9 protein-coding genes are annotated in these 14,404 nt (G+C 65.8%); 6 read left to right on the forward strand and 3 right to left on the reverse strand.

What is annotated here, in order from left to right; all coding sequences use genetic code 11:
* Positions 1–5: 5 nt before the first annotated feature.
* Both NFG58_RS07030 and NFG58_RS07035 read right to left on the reverse strand, forming a co-directional pair.
* On the reverse strand, positions 6–3,119 hold the full coding sequence (locus NFG58_RS07030) for an efflux RND transporter permease subunit (protein WP_348827859.1): 3,114 nt from the start codon (positions 3,117–3,119) through the stop codon (positions 6–8).
* Positions 3,119–4,243 carry an efflux RND transporter periplasmic adaptor subunit gene (locus NFG58_RS07035; protein ID WP_348827860.1) on the reverse strand — a complete coding sequence of 375 codons (1,125 nt, stop codon included), beginning with the start codon at positions 4,241–4,243 and terminating at the stop codon, positions 3,119–3,121. Before NFG58_RS07035 ends, NFG58_RS07030 begins: the two co-directional genes overlap by 1 nt.
* Before the next feature lie 435 nt (positions 4,244–4,678).
* Here NFG58_RS07035 and NFG58_RS07040 point away from each other — a divergent pair, with 435 nt between their 5' ends.
* Positions 4,679–5,854: an NAD(P)/FAD-dependent oxidoreductase gene (locus NFG58_RS07040; protein WP_348827861.1), complete on the forward strand. Its 1,176-nt coding sequence runs from the start codon at positions 4,679–4,681 to the stop codon at positions 5,852–5,854.
* Positions 5,855–5,872: 18 nt separating this feature from the next.
* On the opposite strand, the gene NFG58_RS07045 is transcribed toward NFG58_RS07040, so the two are convergent.
* On the reverse strand, positions 5,873–6,775 hold the full coding sequence (locus tag NFG58_RS07045; RefSeq protein WP_108132603.1) for a LysR family transcriptional regulator: 903 nt from the start codon (positions 6,773–6,775) through the stop codon (positions 5,873–5,875).
* A 124-nt stretch (positions 6,776–6,899) separates the two neighbouring features.
* Here NFG58_RS07045 and NFG58_RS07050 point away from each other — a divergent pair, with 124 nt between their 5' ends.
* The 5 genes from NFG58_RS07050 (at position 6,900) to NFG58_RS07070 (ending at position 14,395) form a co-directional block, all read left to right on the forward strand.
* Positions 6,900–7,964 (forward strand): tartrate dehydrogenase, encoded by a 1,065-nt coding sequence (locus tag NFG58_RS07050; RefSeq protein WP_045993316.1) that lies wholly within the window; start codon positions 6,900–6,902, stop codon positions 7,962–7,964.
* A 188-nt stretch (positions 7,965–8,152) separates the two neighbouring features.
* The gene (locus NFG58_RS07055; RefSeq protein ID WP_045993315.1) at positions 8,153–9,130 is read left to right on the forward strand and encodes a TAXI family TRAP transporter solute-binding subunit; all 978 of its coding nucleotides are present in this window, start codon (positions 8,153–8,155) and stop codon (positions 9,128–9,130) included.
* A 229-nt stretch (positions 9,131–9,359) separates the two neighbouring features.
* Positions 9,360–11,414 carry a TRAP transporter fused permease subunit gene (locus NFG58_RS07060; protein WP_157033064.1) on the forward strand — a complete coding sequence of 685 codons (2,055 nt, stop codon included), beginning with the start codon at positions 9,360–9,362 and terminating at the stop codon, positions 11,412–11,414.
* Positions 11,415–11,690: 276 nt separating this feature from the next.
* The gene (locus tag NFG58_RS07065; protein WP_348827862.1) at positions 11,691–12,248 is read left to right on the forward strand and encodes an RNA polymerase sigma factor; all 558 of its coding nucleotides are present in this window, start codon (positions 11,691–11,693) and stop codon (positions 12,246–12,248) included.
* Between the two features lie 212 nt (positions 12,249–12,460).
* Positions 12,461–14,395: a VWA domain-containing protein gene (locus NFG58_RS07070; protein ID WP_213230629.1), complete on the forward strand. Its 1,935-nt coding sequence runs from the start codon at positions 12,461–12,463 to the stop codon at positions 14,393–14,395.
* The last annotated feature ends 9 nt before the right edge of the window (positions 14,396–14,404 follow it).

A 14,404-nucleotide genomic window follows, 5' to 3' on the forward strand; every position in this document is an offset into this window, starting at 1 on the left:
ACGGTTCAGTGGGCGTCCGGCGACTGTTCCATCTCTCGCTCCAGCTTGCGCGCCACGTCGCCGGGCGAGCCGGTGCGCCGTGCCATCAGATCGTAGGCCACCGGTACCACGAACAGCGTAAAGAAGGTGGCGGCGGCGACGCCGGTGAAGATCACCGTGCCGATGACGATGCGCGTCTCGGCGCCGGCGCCGCTGGACAGGATCAAGGGCACGCTGCCGGCGATGGTGGTGACCGAGGTCATCACGATGGGACGCAGGCGGGTCATGGCCGCACGCATCAGCGCCTCGCGGAACTCGGTGCCTTCGTCTCTTAGCTGGTTGGCGAACTCGACGATCAGAATGCCGTTCTTGGCGGCGAGCCCCACCAGCATGACCAGGCCCACCTGGCTATAGATATTCAGCGACTGACCGGTCAGCCACAGGCCGAGCAGGGCGCCGCCGATGGCCAGGGGCACCGTCAGCATGATCACCAGCGGATGGACGAAGCTCTCGAACTGGGCCGCCAGCACCAGGAAGACCACCAGGGTGCCGAGTACCAGCAGGAAGGTGGTGGCGCCGGTGGACTCGCGATAGTCCCGGGCCGCGCCCTTGACGTCGGTCTGCACGCCCGCCGGCAACACCTCACTGACGGCGTTCTCGAGGTAGTCCAGCGCCTCGCCCATGGAGTAGCCGTCGGCCAGATCGGCCTGCAGGGTGATCGCCCGAAGGCGGTTATAGCGGTTGAGCTGGCTGGGCCCGGCGAAGGCCTCGACGGTGACCAGGCTCGACAGCGGGATCAGCTCACCGGTGCGGTCCGAGCGCACCCGCACGTTGTCCAGGGAACTCGGCGTGGGGGTGGAGCCACGCTCGCCCTCGAGGATGACGTCGTATTCTTCGCCCTGGTCGGTGAAGCGGGTCACGGTGCGGCCACCCAGCAGTGTCTCCAGGGTGCGGCCGATCTCGCTGACGGTGACGCCGAGATCCGCGGCGCGGGTGTAGTCGATATTGACGTTGAGCTGGGGCTGGTTTTCCTCGTAGTCGCTCTCGAGGTTCAACAGTCTCGGATTGGTCTGGCGAATATGGTCCATCAGGGCGTCGCGCCAGGTCACCAGCTGCTCGTAGCTGCCCCCGCCAAGCACGAACTGTACGCCCTGTTCGGTGCCGCCGCCGAAGCCCTGGCGCATCACCGGGAAGGCTCGGATGCCGGGCAGGTCGGCCAGTGACTGGCGCACCTCGTTCATGATCGGCCAGGCGGGCCGGCGCTCGGCCCAGTCCGACAGGCCGACGATGGCGAAACCGGAGTTGAAGTTCTCGGTGTTGCCGCGTCCCTGGGGAGCGATGATCAGCACCCGTTCGACCTCGCCGGTCTCGCGCAGGGGCAACAGCCGCGCCTCGACCTCGTCCATGTAGTCCTCCATATAGGAGAAGGTGGCGCCGGGCGGGCCGCTGATGATGACGAAGAAGGTGCCGCGGTCTTCCCGCGGGGTGTACTCGGCCGGCAGTTGAGGATACAGCCAGGCGATCCCGGCCAGCATCGCCACAAAGCAGGCTACCACCAGCCAGCGCGCCTTGAGCACGACCTCCAGGCAAGCCCGGTAGACGCCCTGGGCCCAGTTCAGCCCCTGGTCGACCCAGTGGGCCAGGCGCCCCTCGTGAAGGCTTGGCGACAGGATCTTGGAGGCCATCATCGGGGTCAGGGTCAGCGCCAGCAGGGTGGAGATGGCCACCGCCGCCGACAGGGTCAGGGCAAACTCGGTGAACAGCTTGCCGACGTCGCCCTGAATAAAGCTCAGGGGCACGAACACCGCGATCAGCACAAGGCTGGTGGCGATGACCGCAAAGGCCAGCTGGCGGGCGCCGCGGAAGGCCGCCACCAGCGGTGTCTCGCCATACAGATGCATGCGTCGATGAATGTTCTCCAGCACCACGATGGCGTCATCCACCACCAGGCCGATGGCCAGCACCAGCGCCAGCAGGGTCAGCAGGTTGATGGTGAAGCCCATGGCCGCCAGGGCGGCGAAGGTGCCGATCAGGGTGACCGGCACGGTGACCGCCGGCACCAGGGTGGTGCGCAGGTTGCCGAGGAACACGAAGATTGCCACCACCACCAGGCCGATGGCGATCAACAGGGTGCTGACCACCTCGCGAATGGCGCCGGACACGAAGGTGGAGGCGTCGTAGTTGAGTGACAGGCTCATGCCGTCCGGCAGGCGAGGGGACAGCCGTTGCATTTCGGCGCGCACCGCCTTGGACAGCGCCATGACGTTGGCGGTGGACTGCTTGACCATGCCAAGGCCCACCACCGTCTGGCCGTTGCCGCGAAACAGCGAGCGCTCCTCCACGGTGCCGAGTTCCACCTGGGCCACGTCGGCCAGCCGGACCAGATAGCCGCCTTCGCCGCGATCGAGCACCAGGGCGCGGAAGTCCTCGGGGGTCGAGAAGCTTCGTGGCAGGCGCACCATGAACTGACGATCCTGTGACTCCACCGCGCCGCCGGGCAGCTCGACGTTTTCAGCCCGGAGCGCGGACTCCACGTCGCTGACGGTCAGGCCGCGGGCGGCCAGGGCGTCATTGTCGAGCCACACCCGCATGGCGTATTCCTTGGCGCCGCCGACGAACACCCCGGAAACGCCTTCCTGCACCGAGAAGCTGTCCACCAGGTAGCGCTCGGCGTAGTCGGTCAGCTCCGCCGTGGTATAGCCCTCGCCGGACAGCATCAGCCACATCACCACCTCGGAGCTGGTGTCCTCCTTGCGCACCTCCGGCGGGTCGGCTTCGTCCGGCAGATTGTCGGCGGCGCCGGAAATACGGTCGCGCATGTCATTGGCGGCGGCGTCGATGTCGGTGGACAGGCTGAACTCGACGTTGATATTGGAGCTGCCGTCGGTGGAGGTGGAGGAGATCACCTCGATGCCGGCGATGCCGGCGATGCGCTCTTCCAGTACCTGGGTGATACGGGTCTCGACCACGTCGGCGGACGCCCCGGGGTAAGCGGTACGGATGCTGACGATGGGCGGATCGATGGTCGGGTATTCCTGCAGCGGCAGACGGGTCAGCGCCAGCAGGCCGAAGGCGACGATCAGGGCGGCGAGCACGGTGGCCAGCACCGGGCGCTGGACGGAAACGTCGGACAGGCGCATCAGGTGTCGTCTCCCTGGCGCTGCTCGAGCAGGATGTCGCTGACGCTGGTGGTCTCGTCCTCGATGCCGATCAGCGTGATCCGGGAGGCTTCATGCAGGCGGTCATTGCCGTGGGTGACCACCAGCTCGCCGGCCTCGAGTCCCTTGACGACTTCCACGTCGCCTTCGCGCCGCGAGCCTACCTCGATATCCCGGCGGACCACCTCACCGGCCTCGGTCGACGTCGGCTCACGCGTGGTCAGTACCCAGACCCGCTGGCGCTGGCCTTCCGGGACCAGCGCGGACTCGGGAATCACCAGCGCCTGACGCGGGCTTCTGGCGATGGTCACCCGCATCAGCATGCCGGGACGCAGCAGCCTCTCTTCGTTGTCGAGCAGGGCACGCACCGAGATGCTGCGGCTGATCGGGTCGATGCGCGAGTCGATGGTGGCGATCTCGCCCTCGAACACCCGGTCCGGGTAGGCCGCGGTGGTGGCGGTAAGCGTGAGCCCCCGTGACAGCGAACCGAGCTGGACCTCGGGCACGTCGAAGTCGAGCTTCATGTGGGAGACGTCGTCCAGGGTGGTCAGCTCGGTGCCCGGGGTGACCAGGGTGCCGACGCTGATATCGCGTACCCCGACCACGCCGTCGAAGGGCGCCTTGACCCGGTAGTTCTCGAGCATCGCCTCGAGCCCGGCGATGGTCGCGTCCACCTGCTGAAGCTGGGCACGGCTGTCCTCGACGTCGGCGCGGGGCGCCAGATTGCGGCTTTCGAGTTGGGCGAAGCGATTGACCGCGTTCTGTCGCTCGGTGCGCAGTGCCTGGGCCTCACGCAGGGCGGCGCGTTCCTCGATGTCGGACAGCTCCACCAGCACATCGCCACGGCTGACCTCTTCGCCGCCCTCGAAGTTGAGCGCCGAGACGGTGTCGGTCACCGTGGCCGACAGGGTCACGCTCTCGTTGGCCGACAGCGTCCCCAGCGACTCCAGCGGATCGGACCAGGCCTCCTGGGTCACCTCGGCGGCGATCACCGGGGTGGGGGGAGGCCCCTGGGTGCCGGCACCGCGCTGCTGCGCCAGGCTGGGCGACACCACACCCGCCAGCACCGGGGCCAACACCAGAGCCAGGGCCAGGCGAACCCCCATCCTCCCTGGTCTCGACGTGCGATGCGATAGGGTCCTGGGGCAACGAACTGACGGCATGGCAAGCTTCCTGCGTTGGGCATTCTACGGTGGACGGCGCTCGAGGCGTGGCCGACGCACAGCGTAAACGATCGGATACGATGGTCGTACACAAGTGTCCGAGGATAGCGACAGCATGCCTGAGACATGGCCTCGCTGGCTTGAGCAAGGTGCGGGTTGCACAATCTTTTCGCAAGTCGTTCGCCGAGTAACAACAGGCCGTTGCATGCCACGGTGTTTCAGGGCGAATCGAGTGGACGGCTCTGCTAGTATGGCGGGCTTTTGTTGCGCCAAGGGTTTCGGCAGCGCGCTTGCACATGGCGACCAGCCCAGGGTGAGGCGCTGCCGACGAGGGCGCCAGGGCGTGATGCGAACAACGGGCGGTGAGGGGAATGATCCATGAAGGTTGACGTGGTAGTGATTGGTGCCGGAGCCGCCGGTCTGATGTGTGCGCTGACGGCGGGCTACGCCGGACGCTCGGTGCTGGTGATCGATCACGCCAACAAGCCGGGCAAGAAGATCCTGATGTCCGGCGGCGGGCGCTGCAACTTCACCAATATGGCGACGACCCCGGCCAACTTCTTCTCCGCCAATCCCCACTTCTGCATCTCGGCGCTCAAGCGCTATCGCCCGGAGCACTTCGTCGAGCTGGTCGAACGCCACGGCCTCGAGTACGTCGAGAAGGCGCCGGGACAGTTGTTCTGCGCTGACTCCGCCAAGGACCTGCTCCAGGTGCTGCTGACCGAATGCGACTGGGCCGGCGTCGAGCTACGCCTGAAGACCAGTGTCGAGCGCATCGAACGCCAGGGCGAGGGCATGCGCCTGGCCACCTCCGCCGGGCGCATCGATGCCGGTGCAGTGGTCGTCGCCACCGGTGGGCTGTCGATCCCCAGCATGGGCGCCACCGGCTTTGGCTACGATATCGCCCGTCAGTTCGGCCTGGAGGTCACCGATACCCGGGCGGCGCTGGTGCCCTTTACCCTCACTTCGCAGTGGAAGGAGCGGGCGGCGGCGCTTGCCGGGGTGTCCACCGACGTCGTCGCCCGCTGTCGCGGGGGCGAGTATCGTGAACCCTTGCTGTTTACCCACCGTGGGCTGTCCGGTCCCGCCATGCTGCAGATCTCCAGCTACTGGCAGCCCGGCGACGACCTCGAGATCGACCTGATGCCCGGCAAGGACGCCTTCGAGGCGCTGTGTCAGGCCCGCCGCGATACCCCCAAGCGTCGCCTGTCCACCTGGCTGTCCGAGCACTACCCCAAGCGCCTGGCGCAGTCCCTGGTGGAGTGGCAGGGCGATGACGGCGTACTCGCCGAGCGCTCCAACGCAAGCCTTGCGGCCTGGGCGGACTTCCTCAACCGCTTTCGCATCAAGCCCTCCGGCACCGAAGGCTGGCGCACCGCCGAGGTGACCATGGGCGGCGTCTGCGTCGACGCCATCTCGTCGAAGACCTTCGAAGTCCAGGGCCTGCCCCAGCTTCGTTTTATCGGCGAGGTGCTCGATGTCACCGGCGAACTCGGCGGCTACAACTTCCAGTGGGCCTGGGCGTCGGCCGTGGCCTGCGGCCAGACGGTGTAGACGCTTCGTCCCCCCTGCCTACTCGTGCGACGGCAAGGCCTCCATCTCGCTGACCAGGTGGTCGATAAAGCGGCGGATGCGGATCGGCAGGTGATCGGCGTAGGGGTAGACCGCGTAGATGTCGGCGTTGGGTAGCTGGTAGTCCGGCAGCACCCGTACCAGGCGTCCCTGCTCCAGATGTTCGTGCACGTCCCACTCGGCGCGCACGGCGATGCCGTGGCCGCGAATGGCCCAGGTCAGCACGCTCTCGCCGTCGTTGGCCGACAGGTTGCCACGGACCTTGACCTGATGGTGACGCTCTCCCCGGGTGAAGCGCCAGTTGCCGTAGGTGTCCTCGTTCTGTCTGAGCACGATGCAGTTGTGTTCGCTCAATGCTTCCGGGGTGTCGGGATGCCCGTGTTTCTTCAGATATTCGGGTGATGCACAAAGCAGACGTCGGTGGGAGGCGATCTTTCTGGCATGCAGTCCCGAGTCGGGAAGGGTGCCGAATCGGATACCGATATCGAAGGCATTTGCCACCAGATTAAGCGGGTGATCCGAGAGGTGAAGCTGACAGTCGATATCGGGGAATTGTTCGACGAAAGATGCGACGAAAGGAGCAATATGACGTCGACCGAATCCGAAGGGGGCGTTGATTCTTATCTGTCCCGAGGCTTCGTCGGCGTTCACCTTTAGTGCATGGTGAAGCGCTTCCATGTCGGCCAGCATGCGCTTCGCGTAGCGCAACATGACGACCCCGTCCGGGGTCAGACTCATGGCTCTCGGGGTGCGGTAAAAAAGCTGGGTGTCCAGAGATTTTTCCAGATTTGCCAAGCGCTTGCTGGCAGCAGCCGGGGTGATGTCGAGATCCTTTGCGGTGCGCGACAGGCTGCCCGCTTCACACAGGATGACAAAGAATTCGAGGTCGGCAAGCGATTTCATGGTTAACCCAGGCGTCATGGTAGCTTCAACCGCCAGTCTATTGCCGCCAATTGTCCCTGTCACCTAGCCTTCGTGAACCCGGCAAGACCTCCGGTTTACAGAATCTTCAGTGAGGTGACAGCAGATGAGAACGCATAAGGTGGCGGTGATTCCCGGTGACGGTATCGGCCTTGAGGTCATCGAGGCAGGCAAGCAGGTCATCGAGGCGCTGGCCAAGAAGAGCGGCGACTTCAACTTCGAATTCGAGGACTTCGACTGGAGCTCGAAGCGCTATCTGGAACAGGGCGAGTACATCCCCGAGGGTGGCCTCGCGAAGCTCGCGAAGTTCGACGCCATCTACTTTGGCGCCGTGGGCAGCCAGGACGTGCCCGACCACGTGTCGCTGTGGGATCTGCGCCTGGCCATCTGCCAGGGCTTCGATCAGTACGCCAATGTGCGCCCGGCGCGGGTGCTGCCGGGCGTGAAGAGTCGTCTCGAGGGCGCCGACAAGATCGACTGGGTGATCATCCGCGAGAACAGCGAGGGTGAATACTCCGGCAACGGCGGGCGCGTGCACCAGGGGCTGCCCGACGAGATCGGCACCGAGCTTTCCATCTTCTCGCGCAAGGGCATCGAGCGGATCCATCGCTTTGCCTTCGAGATGGCCCAGAGCCGCCCGCGCAAGAAGCTGACCCTGGTGACCAAGTCCAACGCCCAGCGTCACGGCATGGTGCTGTGGGACGAGGTGTTCTTCGAGGTGGCCAAGGACTTCCCCGAGGTCGAGATCGATCGTGAGCTGGTCGATGCGGTGACCACCCGCATGGTGCTCAAGCCCGAGACCCTGGATGTGGTGGTCGCCACCAACCTGCACGCCGACATCCTCTCGGATCTTGCGGCAGCGCTTTCCGGCAGCCTGGGTATTGCGCCTACCGCCAACCTCAACCCCGAGCGCAGCTTCCCCTCCATGTTCGAGCCGATCCATGGCTCTGCCTTCGATATCGCGGGCCAGGGGATCGCCAATCCGGTGGGCTCGTTCTGGACCGCGGCGATGATGCTCGAATACCTCGGCGAGAACACCGCCGCCGAGCGCCTGATGGCAGCCATCGAGCGCCTGACCGAGTCCGGCATGCAGACCAAGGACCTGGGCGGCGACGCCATGACCCGCGACGTGACGGCGGCCATCTGCGCCGACATCGAGGCCCAGGGCTGAGTCTGAGATCCCCGTCGTTTCCTGCCCCCTGCGGGCAGGAGGCGATGACCTTGTCCCCGTCGGATGGCATCGATGCCGAAACACCGACGCGGGATTCGGGGAGGCTCGGCTTTCGAGCAGAGACTCCCCGCTCCACGAGCCCATCGAGAGGCTTGGCAGTAACAATCACAACGCCAAGGAGCAACGCCATGAAATCCCAAACCCTTCTTTTCAGTGCAGTGATCGCCGCGGTGGCGGCGAGTCCGAGCATGGCCGCCGACGACCAGAGTGACTGGCCCCAGAGTGTCACCATCGGCACCGGTAGCCAGGGCGCCACCTACTACATCTACGGCAGCGGCTGGGGCAACCTGGTCGGTGAGCGCACCGGCATCTCGTTCGGCGCCGAGGTCACCGGTGGCCCGGTACAGAACGTCACCATGGTGCAGATGGGCGAGCACGAGTTCGGCATGGTCACCATGGGACCGGCCTACCAGGCCTGGCAGGGCAACAGCAAGCTGGCTCCGGGGGTCGAGCACACCGACGTGCGCGCGGTCTTCCCGATGTACCAGACGGCGCTGCAGGTGATCGCGCTCGAGGACTCGGGCATCGACTCCATCGATGACCTCGACGGCAAGACCGTCGGTATCGGGCCGGCCGGTGGTACCGGCGATCTGTATTTCCCGCAGATCTTCGACAAGCTCGGGATCGAGGCAGATACCCGCAACGGCGGCGCTGCCGACCAGGCCGGTCAGGTCCAGGATGGCCTGCTCGATGCGTTCGCCTTCGCCTCGGGGATTCCGGTATCGGCGTTCAGTCAGCTGGAAGCCCAGGCCGACGTCAACATCTTCTCGTTCTCGCCGGAGGAGAGTGAGCAGTTCCTTGAGGACTTCCCGGCACTCAGCGCCTCGTCGATCCCGGCCAGCGCCTATCAGTCGCTGGACGAGCCGACACCGGCGGTGTCGATCTGGAACTTCGCCATCACCCACAAGGACATGCCGGAGGGGCTGGTCTACGAGGTGACCAAGGCCGTGATGGAAGAGCATGAGCGCATGCTCAAGGTCCATGGCTCGGCGAAGGAAACGCTGCCGGAAAACTTCTCCCAGAACAGCTTCATGCCTTGGCATCCGGGCGCCGTGCGCTGGTTCGAGGAGAACGGCTACGACATTCCGGACGATCTGGAAGGCTGAAGTGCTATGGCGCCGGCCGTCTGAGACGGTCGGCCCTTGAAGCTCGTGAGCCGGGGTCCGCCAGGGCCTCGGCCCTCGTGACCTGAGGTACAGCGAGATGACAACGACAAGACAACCGGAGCCCGCCGACGAGGTGGCTCCGCTTCAGACGGTGGTGGCGGATGGCGCCGACGAGCTGCCCCGTGCCCACAACGAGCGCGTCCTCGGCGGGCTGGTCGGCAGGACAGTGATGCTCGGCTGCGTGCTGTTTACCGCGATGCACCTCTACGCGCTGAATATCGCGCCGATCGAGACCTGGACCTTTCGCATTCTGCACATCGCCGGTGGACTGATGGTCGGCTTTGCCATCACCGCAGCGATGTCGGTGGACCCTGAAGGCGGGGCCGGCAAGGGCTCAAGGCCAGCAGGACTCGAACGTCTCGCTGCGCTGATCACGGCACTCGCCAGTGGCTACGCGGGTGCCTGCGCGCTGGCCCTGTGGGGGCTGAGTGAAGGCCCTGGTGTGGCGGTGACCAACTGGCTGCCGCTGCATCTGGCGGTGGCGCTGGCGATCGCCAGCGTGGCGGGGGTGGTATCGAGCTGGTGCTTTCCCAGTCGTGGTGATCGCATTCACTGGCCGGATCTGGCGCTGATGGTATCGGCGCTGGTGGTGGCGGCCTTTCTGATCTTCGTACTGGGACGCTGGCGCATGGCGGCGGGCACTCCGCTGGTGGGCACGCCTGAACTGCTGGTCTCGGCCAGTGGGGTGCTGTTGATCATGGAGCTGACCCGGCGTATCGCCGGTCTGGCGCTGATCGCCATCACCAGTGTCTTCCTGCTCTACGCCTTTGCCGGGCCCTACCTGCCGGGCATCCTCGAACATGACGGCTACACGGCCAAGCGCTTCTTCACCTACTTGTACACCGACAGCGGGGTGCTGGGGCCGACCACCGCGGTGTCGTCCACCTACATCATCCTGTTCATCACCTTCGCCGCCTTTCTGCAGGCCTCCAAGGTCGGGGACTACTTCGTCAACTTCGCCTTCGCCGTGGCCGGGCGTTCGCGCGGTGGCCCGGCCAAGGTGGCGGTGTTCGCCTCGGGGCTGATGGGCATGATCAACGGCACCTCGGCGGGCAATGTGGTGGCCACAGGCTCGCTGACCATCCCGTTGATGAAGCGGGTGGGCTACCATCCGCTCAGCGCGGGCGGCATCGAAGCGGCAGCTTCCACCGGTGGCCAGATCGTGCCGCCGATCATGGGCGCCGGCGCCTTTATCATGGCCGAGATCACCGGCATCCCCTATACCGAGATCGCCTTCGCCGCGCTGATACCGGCGGCGCTGTACTTCCTCGCCATCTATCTGATGGTGGACCTGGAAGCCCGCCGCGACGGCATGCAGGGTCTGCCCAAGGACCAGTTGCCGCTGGTCACCGAGATGCTCAAGCGGGTCTATCTGTTCCTGCCGATCATCATCCTGATCACCACCCTGTTCATGGGCTATTCGGTGATCCGTGCCGGCACCCTGGCGATGGCCAGCGCCGCCGTGGTGTCCTGGCTGACGCCGCACTGGATGGGGCCCAAGGCCTTGCTGCGGGCGCTGGAACTGGGGGCCCGAATGTCGGTGCCCTTGATCGCAGTGTGCGCCTGTGCCGGCATCATCGTCGGCGTGATCTCGCTGACCGGCGTCGGTGCGCGCTTTGCCTCCATGCTGCTGGGGCTGGCCGACACCAGCCACTTCCTGGCGCTGTTCTTCGCCATGTGCATCTCGATTCTGCTTGGCATGGGCATGCCGACCACGGCGGCCTACGCGGTGGCGGCGTCGGTGGTGGCGCCGGGGCTTCAGCAGATCGGCATCTCGCCGCTGGTGTCACACTTCTTCGTGTTCTACTACGCGGTTCTGTCGGCGATCACGCCACCGGTGGCGCTGGCCGGCTACGCGGCGGCGGCGATCTCCAACACCAATGCGCTGAAGACCGCGGCCACTTCGTTCAAGTTCGGCCTGGCGGCGTTCATCGTGCCCTTCATGTTCTTCTACAGCCCCGAGCTTCTGATGCAGGGGACCTGGTGGGCGATCCTGAGGGTGGCGATCACCGCCGGCATCGGCATCTATCTGCTGGCGGCGGCGCTTCAGGGCTATTTCCTGGCGGCTCCGGCGAATCTGCTCCAGCGTGTGGTGCTGGGGGCAGCCGCTCTGGCGATGATCTCCGGTGGCCTCGTCACCGATCTGATCGGCCTGGGACTGGGCGCGGCGATCTGGGGCGTGCAACGCTGGCGCCACAAGAGCGCCGGTACGCTGCCCTCCTGAGGAGCGCAAGGCAGCAAAGCCAGGACGCCGCGGTACCTGGCGTCCTGGACCTGAGCGCAAGCCCAGGTGGCAAATCGCGGGGAGGCGGCCTACGGGCCGCCTCTTTTTGTGCTACTACCGTTTGCAGACGTGGAGGCTTCCTGTTCAAGCGATGCCTGTCCGCCACTTTTTTTCTCAGCCGCCCAAGGAATCGGCTACCAGCGACGTCTTTACATGTAGCTGCCCCCCTGTGGGCTGATGTGTATTTCCGAGAGCCCGACCGCGAGGAGCGGCCACTTGTCGATTCAAGAGCCCGAAAACCGGGCGCCAACGGATGTAGAACTGGTGAAGGGCGCCGCCGGAGGCGAGCGTGAGGACTTCGCGTGCCTGCTGTCTCGCCACTACGACCGGCTTTATGCGCTGGCCTGGCGGCTGACTGGCAGCCGCGCCGAGGCCGAGGATCTGACCCAGGACATCTGTCTTGCGTTGCCCGACAAGCTAATCCGCTTCGATGGGCGCGCCGCCTTTACTACCTGGCTCTATCGGGTCGCGGTCAACGCCGCCCACGATCGACGCCGGCAGCAGGCCACGCGGCGCAAGGCTGCCGAGGGCTGGGAGGCCTGGGAGCAAGACCGACATCGGCGCAATCGACAGCGCGATGATGAACAGCGCTGGCTCGCCAGGGCGATGGCGACGCTGTCGACTGAGCTGCGTGACACCGTGGCGCTGTCGCTGGGCGAAGGCATGACCCAGGCGCAGGTGGCCGAGGTGCTGGAGGTTTCAGAGGGTACCGTGGCCTGGCGCATGAGCGAGGTGAAACGACAATTGAGCGCGCTGGCCCAGGCGGAGGAGTAAAGATGAGTGATGAGCTGAAGCGCCTCGAACGGGCCCTGTCATCGGCACCCGCGCCGGAGGCGGAGGTGAAGTCCGGGCATCTAAAGGCGGCGCTTGACCGGTTCGATCAACGTCAGGCCGCCGACCAAGAGTCCAACTCCGAGCCACGTCTCTCGGGGGAAGGTCGCGACGACATCAGGTCGCGGCCGCGTTCACCCCGGAGGGATGCCAGCATGAACCGATCGCTTAGCCACAGCCCGTCATACCGTCGCCCATTGCATCGTCGACCATCAGTGGCTGCCGCCGCCTCGCTGGCGGCGCTGTCACTGGGGCTTTACCTGCTGTGGCCCCAGGGCCAGGACTTCGACGCCATGACAGGGCCCGAGTCGGGCCAGGATACCGAGATGGCCGTCTCGCCACCCCAAGCTGCCAGCAAGCCCGAGGCTGCCCCTGAATCGAATGAGGGCGAACGTCTGGCGATTGTGGCGAGCAAGACAGGACCGGTGGCAGACCAGATGGCCGGTGACATGCCCCTTGATACGGCCGTCGTGACGGCTGTCGAGACGGAAAGCAAGTCTGCTGGGCAGGTCACTCAGTTGGCCGAGGCTCCCAGGCTCTCTGTGTCGCGATCTCCCGCGCTCTCTTCTTCACCATCGACGTCGCTCTCTCCTTCGACATCGATGGAGATGCGCGGCCTGATGCCGAGTCAGGAGGTCGCACGGATAGCGCCCTTGCCGAGCCCGGAACCTTCGGTCCAGATGCCCACCGCCTCCTCGGAAGCCTATCCCGAGTTCGACGCCTCGAGTGTCAGGGTGACCGCCGAGACGCCGGTGTCGACCTTCTCGGTGGACGTGGACACGGCAAGCTACGCGGTGGTGCGTTCTTCGCTGATGCAGGGGCAGTTGCCGCCGCCCCAGGCGGTGCGCATCGAGGAGATGATCAACTACTTCGGCTACGACTACCCCCAGCCGGACGCCGAGGCGTTTCGCCCGATGGTCGACGTCTTTGCCTCGCCGTGGAATCCCGAGCGTCAGCTGGTGCGGGTGGCGCTGCAGGGCAGGGCGGCCACGCCTGGGCCCCGCTCGCCGGTCAACCTGGTGCTGCTGATCGACACCTCCGGCTCGATGCGCTCGCCAGACAAGCTGCCCTTGCTCAAGCGCTCCATGTCGCTGTTGCTGGGTGAGCTGAATGACGACGACGAGGTCGCCATCGTCACCTACGCCGGCAGCGCCGGGGTGGCACTGGCACCGACTGCGGCATCGAACACAGAGGAGATCATGCAAGCGCTCGAGAGCCTGGCGCCCAGCGGCGGTACCGCCGGCGAAGCCGGCCTGAGCCAGGCCTATCGGCTGGCGGGGCAGATGAACGGCGAGGACGAGACGACCCGGGTGCTGCTGGCCACCGACGGTGACTTCAATCTGGGGCTGAGCGATCCCGAGGCGCTAGAGCGCTTTATCGCCGACCGGCGTGAGGGCGGCGTGTATCTGTCGGTGCTGGGCTTTGGCCGAGGCAATCTCGACGACGCCGTGATGCAGTCGCTGGCCCAGCATGGCAATGGCCAGGCCGCCTATATCGACAGTATGGCCGAGGCGCAGAAGGTGCTGGTGGACCAACTGGCGGCGTCGCTCGAGCCCATCGCCAACGACGTCAAGGTGCAGGTCGAATTCAATCCGGCGCGGGTGCATGAGTACCGCTTGATCGGCTACGAGACCCGCGCGCTCAGGCGAGAGGACTTCCGCAACGACCGCGTCGATGCCGGCGATATCGGTGCGGGTCATCAGGTGACGGCGCTCTACGAGATTGCCCCGGTGGGCTCGAGCGCTGCCCTGACCCGGCCATCTCGCTATCAGCAGGGACAGCAAGTGACGGGGGGCCAGCATGACGAGCTGGGGCATGTGGCGCTGCGCTACAAGGTGCCGGGGGAGTCGCAAAGCCGCCTGATCGAAACGCCGATCTCGCCAGGCGTGACGACAGCCGACAGCGAGGCGTCCTTCGCCGCCGCCATCGCAGGCTTCGGCCAGCTGCTGGGTGACGATCGCTACCTGGGCGACTGGGGGTGGGATGAGGCTATCGCGCTGGCCGAGGCCAGCAAGGGCAAGGACCGCTACGGCTATCGCGCCGAGGCGGTACGCCTGATGCGCCTGGCCGGCGGACTGTCGGATCGCTGAGTTTCTGCG

Origin of the sequence: Halomonas sp. RT37 (assembly GCF_040070525.1) — a bacterium.
GTDB classification, from domain to species: Bacteria; Pseudomonadota; Gammaproteobacteria; order Pseudomonadales; family Halomonadaceae; genus Halomonas; species Halomonas litopenaei.